The organism is Marinobacter santoriniensis NKSG1 (assembly GCF_000347775.1).
Classification (GTDB): domain Bacteria; phylum Pseudomonadota; class Gammaproteobacteria; order Pseudomonadales; family Oleiphilaceae; genus Marinobacter; species Marinobacter santoriniensis.
In genome coordinates, this window is sequence record NZ_APAT01000015.1 from 1 (window position 1) to 22,811 (window position 22,811).

The window sequence follows — 22,811 nt, forward strand, 5'->3', positions numbered from 1 at the left end:
AACTGCCCTCCCGAGGCGGTGTAACGAGACCGCTCACTAAAGAAGACTTCTCCAGCAAAGGGGCGATCTTCCTTCAGGAAAAAGCACAGTTCGACACCCTGGTGAACCTTAAGGAAGGAGATGATCGCGCCCAAGCGATTATCGACGCGATGGAGGTCATCGAAGCCGACTACGAAACCCTCAGAGGCGTGTTGCCGAAAAGCGAGTATCAAGAACTGGATAACGATGTTCTTGGCAATCTTCTTCGTACCTTCAACGACCCGGCGCTTAAGAAAGCGACTGGCGATATCTTTGGCCGCATCTACGAATACTTCCTAACCCAATTTGCTAACCAAAGCGCCCACGATGGTGGTGAGTTCTTCACGCCCGTTTCCTTAGTGCAGATGATCGTGAACTTTATCGAGCCAGATCACGGCTCGGTGATTGACCCTGCTTGTGGCTCTGGGGGCATGTTTGTGCAGAGTGCTCATTTCATCGAGAAGATGCATAAGAACCCCCAGGATGTAGCCACTTTCTACGGAGCGGAGAAAAACCCGACTACCATTCGCCTCGCCAAGATGAACCTGGCTGTCCATGGTCTGGAGGGCAAAATCCAGAAGGCCATTTCCTACTACGAAGATCCCCATGAATTTCTGGGCAAAGCCGACTTCGTGATGGCTAACCCGCCGTTCAACGTTGATGACGTGGATGCGGAGAAAATCAAAAACGATCCGCGCTTACCGTTTGGCTTGCCAGGGGTGAATAAAAAAGGCGCAGTCTCCAACGGTAACTATCTCTGGATTTCGTACTTTTATAGCTATCTGAATGACGTTGGCCGAGCAGGTTTCGTCATGTCCTCGCAGGCTTCCAGTGCCGGAGGGCAGGAGGCCGAAGTGCGCCGTAAGCTGGTCGAGAGTGGTCATGTCGGCGCGATGGTCGCAATCCGCTCAAACTTCTTCTATACCCGCTCAGTACCTTGTGAGCTTTGGTTCTTTAACAAGAACAAAGCAGAGCACATGAAAGATAAGGTGCTGATGCTGGATGCGCGGAATGTCTATACAAAGGTAACGCGCAAAATCTACGATTTCTCGCCCGAGCAACTGGCCAATCTGACCTCTATCGTTTGGCTCTATCGTGGCCAGAAAGAGCGCTTCCTGGATCTGGTTGGGACCTACCTAGCTCGCACACTTGCAGAAGCCAAGTCTAGCAAAGAGCAGGTATGGAGCTTTATCGCTCAACTGGATGAACTGATTGGTAAAATTCCAAATCCAGATGAAGACACAAAATCTGCTTTTGAATCACTCGCCCGAGATCTCAAAGCTTTTGAAGAAAGAATTGACGCCGAGGCAATGACTTGGGACAGAGCAGAGAGGAGCAATTCGAAGCTTATCGCTACCGCTGGAAAATTAGAGCCTTTAGCTGAAACGAGCCGCGATCTGATTAAGCAAATTGATCAGCTCTTCAAGCTCGTTGAGAAACACGCCAAAGATAGCGGAGCAAAAGGTTTTAACAGACCGATTAAAGAACTTGACGAACAACGCAAAGAAACGGTCGAGCAGTTAAAGCTGATTCGTTATTTCTTTAAGCAGGCCCACTGGCTGCAAGACCGCTTCCCCGATGCCGAGCTATGTGACGTGGAAGGCTTGGTCAAACTGGCGGATATCGAGGAGATCAAAGACAATGACTGGAGCCTGACGCCAGGTCGCTATGTCGGCGTCGCACCAGAGGAAGAAGATGAAGACTTCGATTTTGAAGAAACGCTTCGCGATATTCATATCGAGCTTAAAGGACTGGATGAAGAAGCCTCAACGATAAGCGCTCGAATCCAGAAGAATTTTGAGGAATTGGGCATATGAGTTGGGCGGAAAAAAGCCTTGATGAGTTAGGCACTGTATCGAGAGGCCGATCTCGACATAGGCCTCGTGACGCAGCTCACCTTTATGGAGGTGAATACCCCTTTATACAAACAGGTGATGTGAAGCATGCTGGGTTATATTTAACTGAATATGAGCATACTTATAGCGAAGCGGGATTGGCACAAAGCAAACTTTGGCCTGAGGGAACTTTGTGTATCACCATCGCAGCGAATATCGCCGATACCTCAATTTTAAAAATTAGGGCCTGCTTTCCTGACAGCGTAATAGGCTTCATCCCCGAAAAAGAGAAAGCCGATGCGCGTTTTATCAAGTATCTTTTCGATGCAATGTTGAAGAAACGATACATGAATTTCACTCAAGGTGCGGCTCAAGATAATCTAAGCCAAGGCAAATTACTTTCGCTTAAATTTCCAGTCCCGAACTTCCGGACTCAAAAATCTATAGCTGACATCCTTTGCAAGTACGACGAACTCATCGACAACAACAATCGGCGGATAGAGTTGCTCGAGGAGTCCGCTAGACAGTTATTTAAAGAGTGGTTTGTGCGTTTCCGCTTCCCCGGACATGAGCATATTAAAATTATAAATGGCGTGCCGGCAGGGTGGGAGTCTAAAAAGGTGGGCGATCTTTTAATGAAAATAAAACGTCCCGGCAAGGTAAAAAAAGATGAGTATTTAGAGTTTGGCGAGTTTCCTTGTGTAGATCAATCACGGGATTTTATAGGTGGATATACTGATGCTTCCGATATCGTAATTAAAGAGCCTCTACCACTTGTGGTTTTTGGTGATCATACTAGGGTTTTAAAATTTATCGATTTTCCATTTGCATGCGGAGCCGACGGTACTCAGTTGCTGCATCCAAATGATGACAGGCTAAGTATTCAGTATTTTTACTTTGCTTTGGTGACAGTTGATCTGTCAAATTATTTTTACGCGCGTCATTTTAAATTTCTGAAAGATCAAATTCTCTTAATCCCAACTGAACAGTTAATGCAGGCTTTCACCGATATTGCATCAACGAACATGAAGCAGGTTTCTAAATTAAGGGACCAGAATAAACAATTGGCCTTAGCTCGTGACCTCCTTCTTCCTAAACTCATGAATGGGGAGATTGCAGTCTGATGGCACTGCTCAATGAAGATACGCTGGTTCAAGCAACCACAGCCGATTATCTGAAAGACCAGTTAGGCTGGGAAAGTATCTTTGCCTATAACAGTGAGAGTTTTGGCAAGGAAGGCACGCTCGGCAGGGCGTCTGATAGAGAAGTTGTTCTCACCCGTCATCTGGGCGAGGCACTAATGAAGCTTAATCCAGGCTTCCCCAATACTGCCTATCAGGATGCGCTGCGCCAGATCACCGAAGCCCCCGTGACCGAGAACACGCTGCAAATCAATTTTGAACAGTATGAGTTGATTAAAAGCGGCGTTCAGGTTCAGTTCCGCAATGCTAAAGGTGAGCTTGAGAAAAAGCGTCTGAGAGTCATTGATTTTGACGACCCTGAAAACAATCACTTCCTTTGTGTTCGTGAGCTATGGGTGCGTGGTGATATTTACCGCCGCCGCGCCGACATTGTTGGTTTTGTTAATGGCCTTCCCTTGATGTTCATTGAGTGCAAGACCATTCACAAAGACATTCGTCATGCTTATGAGCAAAACCTGTCTGATTACAAAGACACTATTCCCCATCTCTTTCACCACAATGCCTTTGTGATTCTAGGTAACGGTGTGGACGCCAGGATTGGATCGGTTTCCAGCAAGTTTGCGCATTTCAATGACTGGAAACGTTTGGCCGAGGATGATCCAGGTGTTGTGGATATGGAGACTTTGCTCAAAGGTATCTGTAATAAACGCGATTTTCTTGATCTCTTCGAAAACTATACGCTGTTTGATGAGAGCGATGGCAAGCTAATTAAGATCCTTGCCCGTAACCATCAGTTCTTAGGCGTGAACCGTGCCATCGAAGCGGTAAAGAAGCGTGAAGAGCGACAGGGCAAGCTGGGCGTGTTCTGGCATACGCAGGGCTCTGGTAAGTCTTATTCCATCGTATTCTTTGCTCGTAAAATTCACCGCAAGCTTGGCGGTAACTTTACCTTCCTGATTTGTACCGATCGTGAGGATCTGGATGGTCAGATCTATAACACCTTTGCAGGGTGTGGGCTTGTTGATAATGATCAGGATCCATGCCGCGCGGGCTCAGGCCATCACCTAAAAGAATTGCTCCACCAGCATAAAGCCTATGTCTTCACGCTAGTGCAGAAATTCAATAAGGATGTTGATCCCGATGATCCGTATTCGGATCGCGACGATGTTATCGTGATTACCGATGAAGCGCACCGAACCCAATATGGGCGCTTATCATTGAACTTGCGCAACGCGCTGCCCAATGCCAGCTATATCGGCTTCACCGGGACGCCGCTCTTTAAAGATGATGAAATCACTCGACGGGTATTTGGGGAATACGTCTCGACCTATGACTTCCAGAGGGCTGTAGAAGATCACGCAACAGTTCCTCTTTACTACGATGCCAGGGGTGAAAAGCTCGGCCTTGCGACCAATGACCTCAATGAAAAAATCGCAGCCAAGCTCGAAGAGATCGAGATTGAAGATCAGGATGTGTCCGAGCGCTTGGAGCGTGAGCTAAAACGTGACTATCACATCATCACGGCGCAAAGCCGTTTGGAGCAGATAGCCGAAGACTTCGTCGATCACTACAGCGTTGGCGGTCAAAACGGCAAGGCGATGATGGTCTGTATCGACAAAATCACCTGCGTTCGTATGCAGCAGATTATCCTCGAGAAGTGGCAGGAAAAAATCGCTGAGGTTGAAAAAGAGTTGCCGAAACTCTCTGATGAGCAAGCTGTCATGCAGATGGAGCGCAAGCTTGCTTGGATGCGTGAAACCATCATGGCTGTGGTGGTCAGTGAAGAGCAGGGCGAGGTCGATAAATTCCGCAAGTGGGATCTTGATATCACCCCACACCGAAGGCTTATTAAGGAAGGCTTTGAAACGGTCGATGGCAAACGCCTGGACATGGAGAGCGCTTTTAAGAAGGAGGACCATCCTTTTCGTGTGGCCATCGTTTGCGCCATGTGGCTGACAGGCTTTGATGTGCCAACCATGTCGACGCTATATCTTGATAAGCCGCTTAAGGCGCACACCTTGATGCAGGCGATAGCCCGCGCCAACCGTGTAGCCGAAGGCAAAAATAACGGCCTGATCGTAGATTACTGCGGTATCTTGAAGAACTTACGCAAAGCCCTTGCGACCTTTGCTGGCCATTCTGGCGGTGGGGGCGGAGATGACAAGCCGCCGCCAGAGTTTGATCCGGTAAAACCAGAAGAAGAATTGCTTGCGGATCTTGAAGAAACTATAGAGACAATAAGAGCTTTTCTGGCCGGAAAAGAATTTAGATTGGAAGATGTCCTTGAGAAAACGGGCTTTGAGCGCAACAAGGTAATTATTGACGCAAAAGAAGTAATCAACCAAAACGATGAAACCCGCAAGCGATTTGAGATTATCTGCCGTGAGGTGTTCAAAAAGTTCAAGGCCTGTTTGACGATTAAGGCTATAAATAACTACCGCTCCGCCTACGATGCAATCAATATTATCTACAAAAGCTTGAAAGAGGATGTAGAGAAGGCTGATATTTCCGACATCATGCGCAAACTTCACGCTGCAATTGAAGAGAGTATTGAGCCGAAAAGTGGCGGCAAGGGTCAAGGCAAACTTTATGATATCAGCAAGATCGACTTTGATCGGCTGCGAAGAGAATTTGAGCGCTCGCCCGCTAAGAACACAACCGTTCAAAGTCTCAAAGAGGTCATCGAGAAAAAGCTCCTTAAAATGCTCATGCAGAACCCGACTCGGACGGATTTTCAGAAGCACTACGAGGAAATCGTTGATGCATATAACAATGAGAAAGACCGGGTAACTATTGAAGCGACCTTCGAAGCTTTAATTAAACTGGTTGATGATTTGAGCGAGGAGGAACAGCGAGCAGTCAAGGAGGGCCTGTCGGAAGATTCCTTAGCGCTGTTTGATTTGCTATTGAAGCCAGATCTTTCCGGGAAAGAAATTGATCGTATTAAGACAGTGTCCGAAGGCCTGTACAAGACGATAAGAGAAGAGCTGGATCGAGTGCAGAACTTTTCCGCCAAGCAGAGTACGCGAGATGAGATTAAGGTGAAAATCAAAAATTTCTTGTGGGATGAGAAAACTGGCTTGCCTGAGAGCTTTAATCCTGAAGAAGTTGAGGAAAAAACTGAGGCAGTATTTGTGCATTTGTTGATTTCACAGCGCAACGGCGCTTGGATGAGTGCCATCTGAGTTCGCCTCAATGCGGACAAAAGGGTTCGAGCAACCGTGAGCAATTCTGGTCGGGCCCGCGCCTGAACTCAGTCTCGAGGAAGAAATAAGATTACTAAGTGAGTGCCAAGATTGCACCGATCGTGAACAAGAGGAGCGCGACCTCGCTGCACCAAGAATCTCATGTTGCTTTTGAAAAATTACAGGTGAAACAGTCGAACGTACTCGCAAGCTTCTGATATAAAGATAGTTATAGATTTCAATCCTCGTGAGACCGAATCTCAGTCTCGTCTGAAATTAACACCACCTAAGTTGCTCGTCTTGATTGCGGGCCACCACACTATACTGCGCATAATGTATATTATGTTAAATCGAATGTGGGTCCGAATACTTGATACCTATCTCCATTGCAGTCGTGACCCTCTCCTCATTCGGACAACGTAAAGTCCACTTCATCCAATGACTCACTCAGGAAATCAAGAAGTGCCCTGACAGCTGGCAACAAACCTCTTCGCGAGGGAAAAACCGCATGGAAAATTCCACCACGCGGATGCCATCCGGGAATCACATTGATGAGTCGCCCCTCGATTAAATCCCGACCAGCAACAATAAGCGGCATTCGGACAACACCCAGCCCTGCTAACGCGGCCTGACGTAATGTGAATACGTCATCAGTGACCAGACGTGGGTTATGGGCAATCTGGACCGAGATACCGTCTGGGCCGTCAAGGCACCACACATGTTTGCCACCCGGCTGTTCAAAATCGAGGCTTGGAAATGCGATTAAATCCTCCGGTACTTCAACACTTCTCGGACTGGCGAGAAGTTCGGGCGACGCCATCAGACATTGTGGGCTTCGGGAAAGAACCTTCATTGTCAGGTCGCTATCCTCCAAAGGTGGAAAACGGACCCTCAGGGCGATGTCGAAGCCCTCTTTCAAGACATCAACGCGGCGGCTGGTCGCTTCCATCTCCACTTTCACCTTTGGAAACTTTTCCATGAATCGAACCAGAAGCGGCGAGATAAGAAAATAAATCAGGCCAGGCGGGCAACTCAGCCTAACAGTTCCCCGGGGCTCCGATCGTGATCGATCAATGAGCTCCTGTGCCGCATCGGCTTCCACCAGCATCGCGACGCAATGCCGATAATACTCCTTTCCCAGTTCGGTAACGGTGAAGCGTCTTGTTGAGCGGTTGATCAACCTTGTATCCAGCCGATCCTCAAGCAAGGCGACTCGCCGGTTTAGTTTGGATTTGGGAATGCCAAGCGCCCTTCCCGCTGGTGCGAAACCACCGTAGTCCACCACCTGGACGAAGTAGTAAAGATCGTTCAGGTCCTGCATATGAAATCGTCCTATTCATGGAACAGTCAGTACGAATTTCGCTGTCTACCCAGCTAAATCGAGCGGCTTTAGTCTAATCCGTGTTCCTCCATTGAGGGAACTGAAACGGCCTGGATCATATAGAAAAAGGCCTCTTTGGCGCCAATGCAACCTACTAAACAATGCAGCTGGCGAAAACTGATCACGTCAATAGCAAGGAGAACGGGAAATGGGATATACCTATAATCGACTTAACAAGGACGACGTCGCACTGCTGATGGTTGACCACCAGGCGGGGCTGCTGTCGTTAGTACGGGATTTCAGCCCGGACGACTTCAAGAACAATGTACTGGCGCTCGCCGACATTGCCAGGTTTTTTGATATCCCCACTATTCTCACCACTAGCTTCGAGGATGGTCCTAACGGGCCCATGGTTCCGGAGGTGAAGGAATGTTTCCCAGATGCGCCATACTTTGCCCGGCCAGGACAGATTAATTGCTGGGATAACGAGGATTTCGTTAATGCAGTAAAAGCGACCGGTAAAAAGCAGCTCCTGATTGCAGGTGTCGTGACCGATGTCTGCGTCGCGTTCCCAACCCTTTCTGCGCTCGAAGAAGGCTACGAGGTGTTTGTAGTGACGGATGCGTCCGGCACATTCAATCAGACTACCCGCGACGCCGCATGGAGCCGTATGGAGCAGGCCGGAGCTCAGCTGATGAATTGGTTCAGCGTTGGCTGTGAACTGCATCGGGACTGGCGAAACGACATAGAAGGCTTCGGTGGTATTCTGGCCAAACACCTTCCCCACTACGCCAACCTTATGCAGAGTTTTTCCGCACAAAAGGCGTAAGAGCCAAGACTGACAAACTATACTCACAGGGATGTGAATTAAGGATGCCCTCCATGAGCACACTTGAGCGCAAACCAGAACAACCGTGCGACATTTCCACCGGTTGTGACGCTATCCAACTGACTATCAAACCTCGGGACAAAGACCTCGGAGGATTTTCTGTGCGCCGAACACTCCCAACTGCGCGCCTGAAAATGGTTGGTCCCTGGATATTTTTCGACCACATGGGGCCTGCAGAGTTCGAGCCCGGAGACGGCATCAATGTTCGCCCTCACCCGCACATTAACCTGGCCACGGTGACCTATCTCTTTGAAGGCGAAATCCTGCACCGGGACTCGCTCGGTAGTTTCCAGGCCATTCGTCCTGGGGATGTGAATCTCATGGTAGCTGGTAAGGGTATCGTTCATTCCGAACGTGAGCGACCGGAAATCACAGCTGAACATCATAGGCTTCATGGGCTCCAGCTCTGGCTAGCACTACCGGAGGAAGACGAAGAAATGGAGCCCGCCTTTTTTCATTATCGCGCCGATGATATACCTCAGGTTGACGTTAACGGCGTGCCGGTCCGGACTTTTGCAAAGACACTGTACGTGGAAGCGCGGCTCAAAACAGGACAAACCCTGGCGATACCTGACGACGATGAACGCGCCATATATGTCGTGGAGGGAAAAATTCAAGCACGAGGTACACCTCTGCCGGCGCACTCAATGGCGGTGCTTAACCGTGAGGAAGGTGTGACTATTGAAGCGCACGAGGACTCTCTGATTGCGGTGATCGGCGGAGAACCACTTGGCAAACGGTTTATCGAGTGGAATTTCGTTTCAAGTAGAAAAGACCGGATCGACCAGGCAAAAACCGACTGGAAGAATCGGTCGTTTCCTCTGGTTCCGGGTGACACTGATGAGTTTATTCCGATGCCGGGGTAAACACGCCAGCATCATAATGACTCTATGCCACTCCTGATCAATGAAAAATCGATCCCGTAAATACCGGCCGTGCTACTGCCATTCGGGATCGCTTCAAAATACACCTGATTTCTGCCCACTGAAAAAATGCTCACAGTGTTGAAACCAGTTCCGGAGCCATCATCGAGCGTCAGTACATCAGTCCAGGACGCGCCGAAATCCCTGGACACCTCGAGAATGCCAACAGAATCGATTTCATTGAACCGGACCACGTAATCGTCGACCCAGAATGTTCGACCAAGCGTTACCTGGCTGTTTGGGGTCCAGTTAACCCCACCGTCGACACTCAGACTTCCATCTACAAACAGTTGATTGGAATTCAGGGGGTTCAAGGCGATGCCGTCACCAATGGTTCCGCCAGTTGGCGCGAGTCCGTCGATCAACGAGTAGTACGACCACCCACCATCGAAGGATTTTACGAATTCGTTGTTGGTCGCTGTGCTGGCGTAGATAATGTTCGGATTGGATGGGGAAACTTCTATGTGTTGAAACTGGGCCTTTTCGACCACCCCAGTATCTGTCTCTGAAAATAACAGGAACGACGTGCGGTCAAATGGGTTGAGCAAATAAATACCGGCACCCGAAATGGCTGAGCTTACCATGTATATGCCCCACTCTGCGGTAAAGGCCGCCCCATCATTGAATGCCACCAGATTACCGGAGGCATCCCTAACCCCGCCAGTCGACCAGTTCTCACCCGCATCCATAGAGATCACAAAGAAGTCCTCGACTCCCACAATGACGAGATCAGGGTCGCCGGAACCGACCGAAATGAAGGGCACCTTCCCTTTTGCCAATCTTTCCCAGCTCGCTCCCCAGTTTTGAGATCTCCACAGGCCATTCAACTGGTCTCCGATCGTTTTCTCGGCAGTGCTTGCGAATAACAATCCCGGCTCACCGGCAGCCCTGAGTTCGGTGATGACGCCTGCCGGAGGAGTGCCAATCGGATAAGCGGTGCGTGCCAGCTCGAAGTTTGCCTGCAACGCGTAGTCGTGATCTACCGTCAGTTCGAAATCGGGACGCTCTGAGATGACGTGACCGTCTCCGTCTGTCCAGTTGACGAAAACATAATGGGGCGTGGTTTGAGCGGTCAGGGATGCTTTCTGGCCGTCTTTATACTGGCCCCCGCCACTATAGGTTCCAGCGTTTTCAGGTTCAGCATATAAGGCAACAGTATGGGGAGCGGTCTCGAGGGCCTTGTTGGCAGATGCGTTTTCGTCATCCGATCCGCTGTTTCCCTCACCACCACAAGCGGCCACTAAAAACGCGAAACTCAGGGTAATAATGAGCGTTTTGAACGTGTTAAATGCGTGACGGAAGGGAAATGCGTCCATTCGGTAACTCTCCGTTTTACTGACTTTTATCGGATTTTCGCGATCAAAAACGAAGAGAAATCTAATTCAACCTATCGTGAAATGCGACAAACCTTGGCGGAAAACGCCCAAAAAAATGAATGTCAATTCGTATTTTGTGGACGAATTCTTAATCCTTCCTTCAAATACCTCATCGCTGCGACCAGGAGCAGGCTCGGCGAAACAGGCTCCTGCCCTGCACCGCTGAACCTGCCATTTCGTTCAGATGATTCAAACCAGCGGCAAACATACGTCCGTCACCAGTTCATGCTCTGGCGTGTCCGGAATCAGGTTGTGGTAATGAAAGAACAATGGAAAATCCCGCAGTTCCTCCCCGCTTTCTGGTAACCACAGCCGGTAAAGGTAATAAGCCGGCTCGCCGATGCTGTCGTGAGATCCGAGATGGCGAATCACTGCGCAACGTCCGGCCGGAATCACCTTGTTGACGATGCCCTGATCGTTTTCTGGAACCGGTTGTTTGACGGACCCGCAAATATCGAAACGGAACGCTTCTGGCGACGTGGTTGCCGGGTCGTCGTAGGCCAGACCAAAGGTCTCGCTGGTCTTGACCGGTGAAAGGCCGGTACGTTTACGCCAGTCGATGAACCGCTTGGCTGATTCATTGACCAGTGCGGGCGATCCCCGATGCTCAAGCACCGCAACGGCTGTTTCCGGGAAATCAATAATTTCTACATTCATTGGCTCTATCCGCTCTCTTGGAGGTAGTTGATAACGTTCGTGCCACGGCTGCCACGCCGGAGCTTTTCTGAATTGAGAGGGTGTGTGGCCAAAGGTGCTCTTGAACGCCCGGGAAAAGGACTCCGGGTTCCCAAAGCCCGCTTCCAGGGCGATATCGATGATCGGGGTCGCATCCTCAAACGCCAGGCGGTATGACGCCCGGCGCAGTCGCATTAGCTGGATATAACGTGTCACGCTGATACCCGCGTATTGCGAGAACTGCCTGTGAAAGTGGAACTTCGAGAAATTCGCCACTTCGCTCAGTCGATCCAGGGACAGATCCCCGGACAGATGCTTGTCGATGTAGGCGAAAACCCGCTCGAATCGCCGGGCATACGCCGCTGCCTTTGTGTCATTCACTGGTACACCTCCTCAACGGCAGCCACTATGCCCCAGGGATGTTGTGCGATCCTGACTGAAATTGCTCAGTGGGCAGTATGCGTAGATAATCCCTCCACCAAAACCTAAATCAGGGAAAGCTGGATTTTATGGATATTGTTCTGATCGTTTCGGGCGTAATCGCCCTCCTCGTTGTTGTGACTCTCGCCAAAGCGGTTCGGATTGTGCCTCAGGCGGAAGTACAGGTTATTGAAAGGCTGGGTCGTTTCCACCGGGTCCTGAATGGGGGGCTTAACGTCATCGTTCCCTTCGTCGACCAGGTTCGCCAGACTTTCAGCACTCAGGAACAGGTTATCGACATACCTTCACAACAAGTTATCACCTCTGACAATGTTCAGATAACGATTGACGGTGTTGTGTTTCTGCGGATCAACGATGCCAAACTCGCCACTTACGAGATCAATGATCTCAAATACGCCGTCGCCCAGCTGGCCCAGACAACGCTGAGGTCTGAGATCGGCAAGATGGAGCTGGATAATACATTGTCCAGTCGTGAGGAAATGAACGCCGCCCTGCTCCTGGCTCTGGATAACGCATCCGGGGGTTGGGGTGCCAAGGTAACCAGGGTTGAGATCAGTGACATCTCGGTACCCGAAAATGTGCAGCGGGCCATGGAGCTCCAGCTTCAGGCAACCCGCGAGCGCCGCGCAATCGAGCAGAAGGCGGAAGCCGACAAGAACGCTACCATCGCCAAAGCCGAAGGCGACAAGGAGCGGGCCTATCGGGAAGCCGAAGCGCTGGAGCGGACTGCAGAGGCGAGGAAGAAAGAGCAGGTTCTGATGGCCGAGGCGGCAAAGGCCGAGGAAGTGCTGAAAGCCGAGGGGCAGAAGCAGGCCATTGAACTGGTGGCCGCGGGTCTCCGGGACAACCCCGACGCCGGCGAATACCTCCTGGCCCAGGACCGTATCGCAGCCTGGACAGGTATTGCCGCCAGTGATAGCCAGAACAAGATCGTTGTGCCCTACGAAGCCAGCGACCTGCTCGGCTCCCTCGCAATGGCCCGGGAGTTCCTGGGTAAGAAGACGGAAACCGCCACTCGCTGAAACAGGGAGAAGCCTCGTGCAAACGAGGCTGTGAAAAAATGATGGAGTTATCCATGTCGTGGTGGCTTCTGGTCACTCTGGGCATCGCACTGGTAATTGCCGAAGTATTCATCGGCGCGTTCATTGTTCTGTGGTTCGGCTTTGGGGCCGTGATTGCGGGGCTTTTGACCTTATTGATCCCAGACCTCAACGCGGGCATCCAGTTGTTGCTGGCAGCCTTGATCGGGGCCGTCCTGCTGTATTTTTTCCGAGACCGGTGCATCGCTGGAGAAAACGCCTCGCAAGAGGCACTCCATACATTTTCCCGGACGACCGGTGAGCTGCATGTCACCGAAACCGGTGTTCTGACCGTGTTTGCCAACGGAACATTTTGGCAGATTGGTAACCCCGACGATATTGCTCCACAACACCGTACTCCCGGCACCACTCTGGAAATCCGGGAATTCCGGAACAACAAGGCTTATGTAAGCATCTCCGGGTGACTACGCCTGACTCTACCGGAGAACAGTCTTGGTCATTTTAGATAGGATAATGACATTTTAGATCGCAAAACAATCTATATCCCGATGTAACCAATTCCCCTTTTGGCGTGTCTAAGAACCGGAAGGAACCGAAAGGGGGGCCCACCATGAAACGAAAAACAGCCAGTCTGGGATCGTTAGCCGCTTTCCTGGTGTTGTTGGGGTATGGCAGTGGCGTTTGCGCCCAGCAATACATTGCCGAACAGATCCTGGAAGAGAGTCTGAAGCGGCAGCAAGAGGAAAAAGCGAAAAAACCTCAGCCAGTCAAAGAGATACCGGCTAAAGGTGAGAAAGACTCGATGATGCTCGATCCGCGCGTAACGCCGGAGTACTGGGGTATCAAGGCAGCCACAATCATTTGAAATTCGCCGGGCGGTGCCCGGCCCTTTCCCGCATCCTGTTTCCAGCCTGGTTGATCAAAACCAATCTTACTCGTTGCAAAGTCATTGATCTTTTACTAGTTTTGGTTCAAAACCTGCCCCAGTGAGATACACATGCTCTTATCCATTCTGGCCGTCTCTGGCGGTGCTGCCTGTGGCGCTTTGCTTCGGTGGTTCCTGGGTATCCAGCTGAACGCGCTGTTTCCGAATATTCCACCGGGCACATTGGTTGCGAACCTGGTGGGCGGATACCTGATCGGTCTGTCGATTATGGTGTTTTCGCATTTCACCAATCTGGCGCCGGAATGGCGCCTGTTCGTGATTACCGGATTCATGGGCGCCCTGACCACATTTTCGACATTCTCCGCAGAGATAGTCAGCCTGCTGCAATCCGGACGATTCTGGTGGGCATTGGGGGGTATTGCGGTTCATGTGGGTGGTTCGCTGGCCATGACACTCGCAGGAATGGGTACGTTCGTTTTTGTTCGATGGCTACAGGCGGGGTAAACGACCATGGAAAAAGGCTACGAAATTCTCTTCATAACGCCCCAGAATCGTCGACACGAGGGCAAACTGGTCAGCAAGCTGATCGTTGATATGGCGAAGGACCACGGAGTCCAGCGTGTCACCACGCGGATGGACAGCGAGGGACAGGGCCTCTCCGGTCACCTTCACTCGGCCCATTTCTTTGAACTGGCCGACCAGCCCATGGAGATCATGTTTGTCGTGAACCAACACATTGGCGACAAACTGATTGAGGCAGTGCGGTCAGCCGGAATACATGTGTTCTGCGTTCGCAAAGAGGTGGAGTTCGGAGATCTCCCGTAACGGGACTGCCATACTTCATTGATAGAAGAGACCTTCCATAAAATGCAGGATGCCGGGAGGGTAAAACGTGTCTGGAAAAACGCCGGTTGCCTGGTACACAGCCAGTCTCCTTCTCCTTGCCGGATTGGGGAGCGTGATTCTTCGCCAACCCTTTCCGATTGATGAAACCCGATATCTCTCCGTTGCATGGGAAATGTGGCACAACGGGGATTTCATCCTGCCGACGCTGAATGGCGAGCCCTACTCCCATAAACCCCCTCTTCTTTTCTGGCTCATGCACACTGGATGGGCGGTTTTTGGCGTGAATGACTATTCCCCAAGGCTGATTTCACTGCTTGCGGCGTTGGCTGCCCTGCCGTTGGTTTCTGCCATCGCCCGCTTTTTCTGGCCGGAACGCCCGGCAATACGCTCAGTCGCTCCGTTGGTACTTGCCAGCTTTCTGGCGTGGTTGCTGTATTCAACCACCATCATGTTCGACATCGTCCTCGGTTTCTTTGCCCTGGCCGCGGTTGTGTCTGCCCTGAAAGCCTATCCGCATGCCTCTCTCCGCTGGTTCGCACTTTGTGGGGTGATGCTGGGTGGCGGCATGTTGACCAAGGGTCCGGTGATTCTCCTCGATGTACTGCCCATCCTGGTTTTGGTGCCTTTGTGGCGCCCGGATTCCGACGGCTTCCGGATCGGCCGCTGGTATGCCGGCATCCTGGTTGCGGTCATTCTCAGTGCCTTGATCATGTTGGCGTGGGTGTACCCCGCGATACAACGGGGCGGCCCCGATTTTGAAAACGCACTGATCTGGAAGCAGACTGCCGGCCGAATGGTGGAGTCATTCGCCCACGCCCGCCCATGGTACTGGTATCTGATGCTGCTCCCGATCCTGCTTCTTCCCTGGGGCATTATGGTCTGGGAAAAAGCCTGGCGGGGACGGGTCTGGCGCGACGCGGGGGAGCGGTTTTGCGCGCTCTGGTTCGGCGTCACCTTGCTGGCCTTTTCCCTGATCAGCGGCAAACAGATTCATTACCTCATTCCGGTCCTGCCGGCTGTCGCGCTCTGGCTGGCCCGACGGTTCGAGGAGCGCCCGGTCCGGCGGATCAGCCTCATTGTGTTGGGCAGCCTGTCCCTGTTGATCGGAATTGCTCTGATGCTGGCTCCGGAGTGGTGTCAGCTGAGCGGGTCCTATCCGGCCTGTGAAGACACACCGCGCCTGGGCGGGTTGCTTCCGCTGGCATTGGGGCTGGCACTTCTGATGCGCTCGGGCGCGAGCGAGGTTGAACGCCTGTGTCTGATTGCCGTCTTTCCTTTGGCTCTGCTTATCGGCGTTCTCGTTAACTTTATCGGTCTTTCCCAACGCCAGGATGTTCGCCCCATCGCGATGGAGATCCGGGCATTGCAGGACCAGGGAATCACGGTGGTGAATGTCGACAAGTACCACAATCAGTATCAGTTTGCCGGCAGGCTCGAGCATCCGCTCAAAGTCTTGCGGGGCGATGAACTCCGGCGGTGGGCGCCCAACCATCGCGGGGCCGTCCTGATTGTCTACCAGGATCGCAACGAGACGTCTCTGGGCGATGTGGCAAAGGCCGTCTACCCATATCGGGGCGAACAGGCACTGATCGTGTCGGTTGACGATTGGCTAAGATACAAACGTTCAGGCGCCGGGCAGTGAGAACGCCACTTCGAACCCATCGGATCGCCCCGTTGCGGGAGACCGAATGTCCAGGCTCGTGTGCACACCCTGTGCGATCGCGCTGACGATCGCCAGGCCCAGTCCGGATCCGTGGACCTTGGCCGTGCCCCTGCCCCGCACGAACCTCTCGCTCAACCCCCGAAGCGTTTGCTCTTCCACTGGAGGCCCACTATTGGTCACCCGGAACACACCCGGACTTAGCTGAACCCCGACCGATTCGTCCTCACCGCCATATTTGAGCGCATTTTCAATGAGGTTGCGTGCCAGAATGGCAAACACATCGGGGTCCAGTCTGGAAAGCACAGGACCATCTTCGGGCACGTCGACATCGAGTCGATCGGATGACCCTCGAAAATCCTGAAGCACATAATGCAAAACAGGTGTCAGGTCGGCCGCCTCCGGTAATAGCAGTCCCGCTCCCTCGGCCCTGGCCAGCTGCATGAGCTTTTCAGAGAGCCGGGACAGCTTCCGGAGCGACGATTCAATCCGTTTTATTCGTTCATCGGACGGTAAAACATCGGCAATTTCCCGCTTCAATCGCTGGGTCTGGGCCAATGCTTCAGCAATCGGTGTCCGCAGCTCGTGGGCGCTGTTGGCGGTAAAACTGCGTTCAGCTTCCAGGGCGCGCTCCAGTCTCTCCATCAGACTGTTGACCGCCCGGGAAACCGGTTCCATCTCCGCGGGCAATCGTCCCTGACTGTCGACCGGTGTCAGATCGCCCTCACCTCTGGCTTCGATCGCATCGCGGTAGGCCACCATTGGCCTGAGGCTTTGTCGAACGTAGTACCAGACACCGAGAAAGCTCAGGGGAATGGCCAGCGCCAACGGGACCAGGAGAGCCAGCACCGTTTCCAGGAGCGCCTTGCGACGGTGTTCCAGCGGTTCCGCAACTTCGATAAAAAGGGTGTTACTGATGGCTGACGTGCCATAGAAGCGGTAGTGGTCGGTGCTGTGGAATCCGGTCTCGGGGCTGGCCGGAAAGATATCCCCTTTCGCTTCGTGGGATTGCAGAAGCACGTTACCACTGGCGTCGCGGACCGTGTAGGTCAGGTATTCCTTCGCCTCCTGCAGTGGTGCAATGTTCTGCGGATTGATCGAACCGTTTGAGGTGTCCTGGTTGAGGATTTCCATAACAGCCAGGGGCATCAGCCGCTCAGCGGTTTCCTGCAGGGCGCTGTCAAAGACCTCATACATTTCCGAGCGAACGACAAAGCCGGCTATGCCGGTGGCGGCAAGCCACAGACTGGCAAGCAGAATGGTGAGACCAACGCCCAACCTTCGCTGGAGGCTGACCGGTCGCTGAAAGGATTCCTGCATCATGAATAACCCAGGCGGTAGCCCATTCCCCGAACCGTTTCGATGGCGTCGCGTCCGAGCTTCTTTCGGATCCGGCTGATATACACCTCGATGGTGTTGCTTTCGATTTCCGTCCCGTAGGCGTACAGGCGGTCCTCAAGCTGGGTTTTCGTCAGCAGGTGCCCCGGACGCTGGATAAGCCCCTCGAACAGAGCCCATTCACGTGCCGTCAGTTCAACGCTTTTCCCCTCGTGGAAAATGCTGTGAGCCGAAAGATCCACCTGAAGAGGTCCCAGCTCCAGAAACGGATTGGGGTTTCCGTGATATCGACGTGCCACCGCGGAGACCCGCGCAGAGAGTTCCTCAAGGTCGAATGGCTTGACCAGATAATCGTCAGCGCCGGCATTCAGCCCGGCGATCCGGTCAGAGACCTGATCCTTTGCGGTAAGAATAATGACCGGTGAAAGATCGCCCCGCCGTCGAAAACCTTTGAGCAGATCGAGTCCATGCCCGTCCGGCAACATCAGATCCAGTAAAACCAGGTTGTAGTCAGTCACTCGTGCAATGGCTTCGGCTTCAGCCAGACTCTTTGCCCAGTCCATGGCATGGCCATCTTCCGTCAACTGGTCCACGACTGCCTCGCCCAGGACGGGGTTATCCTCCACCAAAAGGATTCGCACGCTCTGCCAACTCCCACAATTTATCCAACATGCCGCCTTCATCAGGCTACGGTCAGCGCGGCATCGTTACACACAAACCTTACCGGAACCTGAACAGGATCATTCAGGTTGATGTCAGGAACGCTCTCTACACTGCAGCATTATAGCTACCGGACCACCGGTGTTCTTGCTCAAGGTCAGGAGGAATTCCATGAAAGCGTTACTGATAGCCGGCGCCGTTTTCGCCGCAACTGTTGTGAGTACCGGCGTACAGGCTGACGACGACTGTTATGAACCCGTCGCCAACTGGCGCCCGAAGTCCCAGCTGCTCCAATACCTGCAGAGCTCGGGATGGCAGGTCATGCGAATCAAGGTCGATGACGGCTGTTATGAAGTCGAAGGGGTCAATCCTGCGGGCCAGCGTGTCGAGGCAACGTTCTCTCCGTCGACTTTCGAAAGTATGGGCCAGGAATACGAAGGCGATGATGACGACGAAGAGAACGAACATGAAAGGCTTGCTCCGTCCGTCGATCCACAGACATCAACCCCGGCCCAGCCTCCTGCGAACAGCCTGATTAATGCGCGCCCGAAGGTATCGGTGCAATGAGGCCTCGAGTGTTTCAAATCCAGAGGGTAGAACGAATGAATCAACTGATGACGAACGACAATGCACAACCACGACATGGATCCGCTATTCGGCGCCTGTTCCTCATGGCATTGCTGCTGGTCCCCGCCCTTGCGGTCAGCATGCCGGCCTCAGCCAGGGAAGTGACCTTTTCTGCGGAGCTCAAACCCTACTATGGCGACGGTGCCTACCTTGCGCTGTACGTCACTGACGACAAGGGGCAGTACCAGGGCACGCTGTGGGTTGCAGGTGGAAAGTCCAAATATTACCGGCACCTCCGCCAATGGGCCCGGGGCAGCAATCTTTCGCGCAGCGAATACGATGGCCTGACCGGGGCTTCGGTCCAGAGCGGAAGAACTTTGAACGTGACCGTTGATCTGGCGGACAAGCTGTTCGATGGCGGATATCAGGTAAGAATCGACAGCGCCGTTGAGGACCTCAGGGATGCGCCCTCCGATGTCGTTGTTCCGCTAACCCGCGATGGGGCCGGCACGCCGGTATCGGGGCGCGGATACGTCAAATCCCTTCGCTACGATTTCAAATAAGCCTCGTTGCCGGAGTTGAGCATGTTGCGCAAACTGCATTCCATACCCGGACTTGTTGTCGGGATCTTTGCCATCGTCCTTGCGATCAGCGGAGCGATCATGGCAATCCATCCTGTGCTGGAGCGCAGCCAGGCGGTTGTGCCCCCGGCCGGAGAACTGTCCGTCGCCCAGCTTGCAGACCGTATTGTGAGCCACTATCCCGGCACCGAACAGATCAAGCGCACCCCTTCGGGGTCCGTCATTGCCTACTACACCAATGATGGATCCACCGGTGCCGCTCTCATCAACCCGACTACCGGCAACGCCATTGCACCATACGAGCCCTCCCGGTTCTTCCGGTGGGTGAAGGACCTGCATCGTTCACTGATGCTTGGTGACGCCGGCCGGGGTACCGTCGGCATTGCAGCCGCTCTGATGTCCATCGTATGCCTGTCCGGCCTCCTGTTCCTGGTCAGGCGCCAGGGCGGCTGGCGTAATCTGGCCAAGCCACTCAAAGGCACACTGGCACAGCGGGTGCACACCCAGATTGGACGAATCACCGTCGTGGTGCTTCTGCTTTCTGCCCTTTCAGGGACCTACATGTCCGCAACCCGGTTCGGGCTGCTTCCCGACGCCTCACTGAAAGAGCCACCTTTCCCGACCGTCAACCACGATGCGCCAAGGGCGCCGGTGGGTGACCTCAAGGCCCTCCGGAGCGTCGACCTTGCCCAGCTCCAGGAGCTGGTCTTCCCCTTCCCTGATGATCCTCAGGATGTCTATTCGCTGAGAACCACCCGGGGTGCCGGTTTCGTTGATCCGGTCACCGGGGACCTGCTTTCGTTCACGCCTTGCCCCATGCCGTCAGGCGTATACGGACTGATCTATCAGCTGCACACCGGTGAGGGCCTGTGGTGGCTCGCCATCATACTCGGCATAGGAGCCCTGGGAGTCCCGGCCCTCTCCATGACCGGCACTGTCATCTGGTGGCGTCGCAGACGTTCCGCACCAAAGTCCGTCGGCTATTCCAGGGAGGATGCGGACACTGTGATTCTGGTTGGCAGCGAAGGCAACACGACCTGGGGATTTGCCGAAGCCCTCACCACGGCGCTGATCGATAGCGGTTCGCGTGTGCATCTGGCGGCCATGAACAGCCTGGCCCGTTCCTACCCCAGGGCCCGGCGAATGATCGTATTGACTGCCACCTACGGGGAAGGCGATGCGCCAGCTTCGGCCTCCGGGTTTCTGGATCGGCTGGAGCGGATGTCGGATGATCTGAATCTTCCCTATGCCGTGCTCGGCTTCGGCGACAGACAATTCCCTGCATTCTGTGGTTTTGCCAAGGACGTCGAGCATGCCCTGGCGCGCAAGGGATGGCCGCGATTGATTGCTGCCGAGTGGATCGACCGGAAGAACAGTCAGGTGTTCAATCGGTGGAGCCGCCGACTGGGCGAGTCGATGGGCATCGAACTGTCTGTGAATCACACGCCGGAGCGACCTGCCACCCAACCGATGACACTTCTGGACCGTGAGAGCTATGGAGAACCGGATTCGCCTATTTTTGTTTTGCGTTTTCGTCCATCCGAGTCCGATATGAAAAACAGCCGGGATACCGAAACCCGGCCCTTCGAAGCGGGTGATCTGATTGGCATACTCCCACCCGGCAGCGAGACGCCGAGATTCTATTCCCTGGCGTCCTCCAGCGAAGACGGCGTTGCCGAGATCTGCGTCCGCAAGCACCAGGGCGGTCTCTGCTCGACACACCTTCAGCAACTAAAGCCGGGCGAGGAGATCCAGGCGTTCATCCAACCCAATCCCGATTTCCGGCCAACCACCGGTGGCTCTCCGGTCGTTCTGATTGGTGCAGGGACCGGTATCGGTCCGTTGGCGGGCTTTATCCGAAAAAACGGGGCTCGAAAACCGATGTACCTGTACTGGGGTGGCCGTAACCCCAACTCCGACTTTCTGTATCGGGATGTCCTGACACGATGCCTTGAGGACAAACGGCTGAGCGAGCTGAACACCGCGTTCTCCCGGGTTGAGCAGGGACATTACGTGCAGGACCGTCTCCGGGCTGACGCCTCCCGGCTCCGGCAGGTGATCAACAATGGCGGCCAGGTCCTCGTGTGTGGGGGCCGGGACATGGCGCAGGGCGTAATGACCGCTCTCGACGAGATTCTCGCGCCCTTGAAACTGGACGTGAGTGCCCTCAGAGCCGAGGGACGGTACCTTGAAGACGTTTATTGATGAATGTGGCGACATCGGCGACTGACACTTTGGTCGAAGTCGCTGAGCCACCTTTCGTTTATCCACGTAGATAGCAGGGTAACGACTCGTAAGCTACGCTTACGAACTGTTTCAGTGACCTACTCATCACCAACATCAGGAGCATGCTATGGAAGTGAAAGCTTATGGCGCCCATGCCTCAGACAAACCACTCGAAAGCATGGACATTCAGCGTCGAGCGCCCGGTCCGGACGATGTGCAAATTGACATTGTTTACTGCGGCGTCTGCCATTCCGATCTCCATCAGGTTCGCTCCGAGTGGGGAGGCACCCACTACCCCTGCGTGCCGGGCCATGAAATCGTGGGCCATGTGAGCGCTGTCGGCGACAAGGTCAGCGCCTTCCGTGTGGGCGATACCGTTGGCGTGGGTTGCATGGTCGACAGCTGCCAGCATTGCCACTCCTGCGACGAAGGCCTTGAGCAGTATTGCGAAAACGGCTTTACCCCCACCTACAATGGCGCCACCGAGGATCATCCCGGACACACCCTGGGTGGGTATTCACAGAAAATCGTCGTGGATCAGAATTTTGTCCTGAAGATTCGCCATCCGGAGGACCAGCTGGCGGCGGTGGCACCGTTGTTGTGCGCCGGCATTACCACCTACTCACCGCTGCGCCACTGGAACGTTGGGCCCGGCAAAAAAGTCGGCATTGTGGGAATCGGTGGTCTGGGTCACATGGGGGTCAAACTGGCTCACGCCATGGGCGCCCACACCGTTGCATTCACGACCTCCGAGAGCAAGCGTGAAGCGGCCCGGGAGCTGGGAGCCGATGAGGTCATCGTTTCCAGGAACGAGGACGAAATGGCAGCCCATGCCGGCACGTTCGACTTCATCCTCAATACCGTCGCAGCGAGCCACAACCTCGATGCATACACCAACCTTCTCAAGCGCGACGGCACCCTGACCATGGTAGGCGTTCCGGAGGATCCGCACCCCTCACCCGCTATCGGAAACCTGATCTTCAAGCGTCGCAATATCGCCGGATCGCTGATCGGTGGCATTGCGGAAACCCAGGAGATGCTGGACTTCTGTGCGGAACACAAGATCGTGGCGGATATCGAGCTGATTCCCGCCAAAGCCATCAACGAAGCGTATGAGCGGATGCTGAAAAGCGACGTGAAATACCGGTTCGTGATCGACAACGCGACCCTGGCCGAATAAGCCCGCGTCGCGCATGGAAAAA

Annotated in this window: 20 protein-coding genes; 15 read left to right on the plus strand and 5 right to left on the minus strand. The window is 53.6% G+C overall.

Annotation, left to right across the window (positions count from 1 at the left end):
* From MSNKSG1_RS05765 to MSNKSG1_RS05775, 3 genes are all read left to right on the plus strand, one after another.
* On the plus strand, positions 1–1,835 hold a 1,835-nt coding region (locus tag MSNKSG1_RS05765; protein WP_040886697.1), incomplete at its 5' end, for an HsdM family class I SAM-dependent methyltransferase.
* Positions 1,832–2,977 carry a restriction endonuclease subunit S gene (locus tag MSNKSG1_RS05770; protein ID WP_008938310.1) on the plus strand — a complete coding sequence of 382 codons (1,146 nt, stop codon included), beginning with the start codon at positions 1,832–1,834 and terminating at the stop codon, positions 2,975–2,977. The genes MSNKSG1_RS05765 and MSNKSG1_RS05770, both read left to right, overlap by 4 nt.
* Positions 2,977–6,180 carry a type I restriction endonuclease subunit R gene (locus MSNKSG1_RS05775; protein WP_008938311.1) on the plus strand — a complete coding sequence of 1,068 codons (3,204 nt, stop codon included), beginning with the start codon at positions 2,977–2,979 and terminating at the stop codon, positions 6,178–6,180. The genes MSNKSG1_RS05770 and MSNKSG1_RS05775 overlap by 1 nt, the downstream gene beginning before the upstream one ends.
* A 406-nt stretch (positions 6,181–6,586) precedes the next feature.
* On the opposite strand, the gene MSNKSG1_RS05780 is transcribed toward MSNKSG1_RS05775, so the two are convergent.
* The gene (locus MSNKSG1_RS05780; protein WP_008938312.1) at positions 6,587–7,501 is read right to left on the minus strand and encodes a LysR substrate-binding domain-containing protein; all 915 of its coding nucleotides are present in this window, start codon (positions 7,499–7,501) and stop codon (positions 6,587–6,589) included.
* A gap of 208 nt (positions 7,502–7,709) precedes the next feature.
* Between MSNKSG1_RS05780 and ycaC the strand changes: the two genes are divergently transcribed.
* Both ycaC and MSNKSG1_RS05790 read left to right on the plus strand, forming a co-directional pair.
* Positions 7,710–8,330: an isochorismate family cysteine hydrolase YcaC gene (ycaC, locus tag MSNKSG1_RS05785; RefSeq protein ID WP_008938313.1), complete on the plus strand. Its 621-nt coding sequence runs from the start codon at positions 7,710–7,712 to the stop codon at positions 8,328–8,330.
* A gap of 53 nt (positions 8,331–8,383) precedes the next feature.
* On the plus strand, positions 8,384–9,256 hold the full coding sequence (locus MSNKSG1_RS05790; protein WP_008938314.1) for a pirin family protein: 873 nt from the start codon (positions 8,384–8,386) through the stop codon (positions 9,254–9,256).
* 11 nt (positions 9,257–9,267) lie between these two features.
* Here MSNKSG1_RS05790 and MSNKSG1_RS05795 read toward each other — a convergent pair whose 3' ends face one another.
* A complete protein-coding gene (locus tag MSNKSG1_RS05795; protein ID WP_008938315.1) occupies positions 9,268–10,629 on the minus strand; it encodes an InlB B-repeat-containing protein in 1,362 nt (453 codons plus the stop codon).
* Positions 10,630–10,878: 249 nt separating this feature from the next.
* Positions 10,879–11,745, minus strand: a complete 867-nt coding sequence (locus MSNKSG1_RS05800; protein WP_008938316.1) for an AraC family transcriptional regulator — start codon at positions 11,743–11,745, stop codon at positions 10,879–10,881.
* A gap of 128 nt (positions 11,746–11,873) precedes the next feature.
* Here MSNKSG1_RS05800 and MSNKSG1_RS05805 point away from each other — a divergent pair, with 128 nt between their 5' ends.
* The 6 genes from MSNKSG1_RS05805 (at position 11,874) to MSNKSG1_RS05830 (ending at position 16,219) form a co-directional block, all read left to right on the plus strand.
* Positions 11,874–12,827, plus strand: coding sequence for an SPFH domain-containing protein (locus tag MSNKSG1_RS05805; RefSeq protein WP_008938317.1), 954 nt, complete (start codon positions 11,874–11,876; stop codon positions 12,825–12,827).
* Positions 12,828–12,880: 53 nt separating this feature from the next.
* Positions 12,881–13,309, plus strand: a complete 429-nt coding sequence (locus MSNKSG1_RS18690) for an NfeD family protein (RefSeq protein WP_008938318.1) — start codon at positions 12,881–12,883, stop codon at positions 13,307–13,309.
* A gap of 146 nt (positions 13,310–13,455) precedes the next feature.
* Positions 13,456–13,710 (plus strand): hypothetical protein, encoded by a 255-nt coding sequence (locus MSNKSG1_RS05815; RefSeq protein WP_008938319.1) that lies wholly within the window; start codon positions 13,456–13,458, stop codon positions 13,708–13,710.
* A gap of 132 nt (positions 13,711–13,842) precedes the next feature.
* Positions 13,843–14,235 (plus strand): fluoride efflux transporter CrcB, encoded by a 393-nt coding sequence (gene crcB / locus MSNKSG1_RS05820; RefSeq protein ID WP_008938320.1) that lies wholly within the window; start codon positions 13,843–13,845, stop codon positions 14,233–14,235.
* A 6-nt stretch (positions 14,236–14,241) separates the two neighbouring features.
* Positions 14,242–14,556, plus strand: a complete 315-nt coding sequence (locus MSNKSG1_RS05825) for a DUF190 domain-containing protein (protein WP_008938321.1) — start codon at positions 14,242–14,244, stop codon at positions 14,554–14,556.
* A 67-nt stretch (positions 14,557–14,623) separates the two neighbouring features.
* Complete coding sequence (locus MSNKSG1_RS05830; RefSeq protein WP_152638733.1) at positions 14,624–16,219, plus strand: ArnT family glycosyltransferase; 1,596 nt, start codon at positions 14,624–14,626, stop codon at positions 16,217–16,219.
* Here the strand turns inward: MSNKSG1_RS05830 and MSNKSG1_RS05835 are convergent.
* Together MSNKSG1_RS05835 and MSNKSG1_RS05840 are read right to left on the minus strand one after the other, a co-directional pair.
* Entirely contained in the window at positions 16,202–17,557 is a 1,356-nt protein-coding gene (locus tag MSNKSG1_RS05835; RefSeq protein ID WP_008938323.1) for an ATP-binding protein, read from the minus strand. The genes MSNKSG1_RS05830 and MSNKSG1_RS05835 overlap by 18 nt on opposite strands.
* Positions 17,557–18,216 carry a response regulator gene (locus MSNKSG1_RS05840; RefSeq protein ID WP_008938324.1) on the minus strand — a complete coding sequence of 220 codons (660 nt, stop codon included), beginning with the start codon at positions 18,214–18,216 and terminating at the stop codon, positions 17,557–17,559. Before MSNKSG1_RS05840 ends, MSNKSG1_RS05835 begins: the two co-directional genes overlap by 1 nt.
* A gap of 190 nt (positions 18,217–18,406) precedes the next feature.
* Between MSNKSG1_RS05840 and MSNKSG1_RS05845 the strand changes: the two genes are divergently transcribed.
* The 4 genes from MSNKSG1_RS05845 to MSNKSG1_RS05860 all read left to right on the plus strand — a co-directional run bounded on the left by MSNKSG1_RS05845 (position 18,407) and on the right by MSNKSG1_RS05860 (position 22,789).
* Entirely contained in the window at positions 18,407–18,802 is a 396-nt protein-coding gene (locus MSNKSG1_RS05845) for a PepSY domain-containing protein (RefSeq protein WP_008938325.1), read from the plus strand.
* A gap of 104 nt (positions 18,803–18,906) precedes the next feature.
* On the plus strand, positions 18,907–19,365 hold the full coding sequence (locus MSNKSG1_RS05850) for a DUF2271 domain-containing protein (protein ID WP_040886765.1): 459 nt from the start codon (positions 18,907–18,909) through the stop codon (positions 19,363–19,365).
* A 21-nt stretch (positions 19,366–19,386) separates the two neighbouring features.
* The gene (locus tag MSNKSG1_RS05855; protein WP_008938327.1) at positions 19,387–21,588 is read left to right on the plus strand and encodes a PepSY domain-containing protein; all 2,202 of its coding nucleotides are present in this window, start codon (positions 19,387–19,389) and stop codon (positions 21,586–21,588) included.
* Positions 21,589–21,736: 148 nt separating this feature from the next.
* Positions 21,737–22,789, plus strand: coding sequence for an NAD(P)-dependent alcohol dehydrogenase (locus MSNKSG1_RS05860; RefSeq protein WP_008938328.1), 1,053 nt, complete (start codon positions 21,737–21,739; stop codon positions 22,787–22,789).
* Positions 22,790–22,811: the final 22 nt, after the last annotated feature.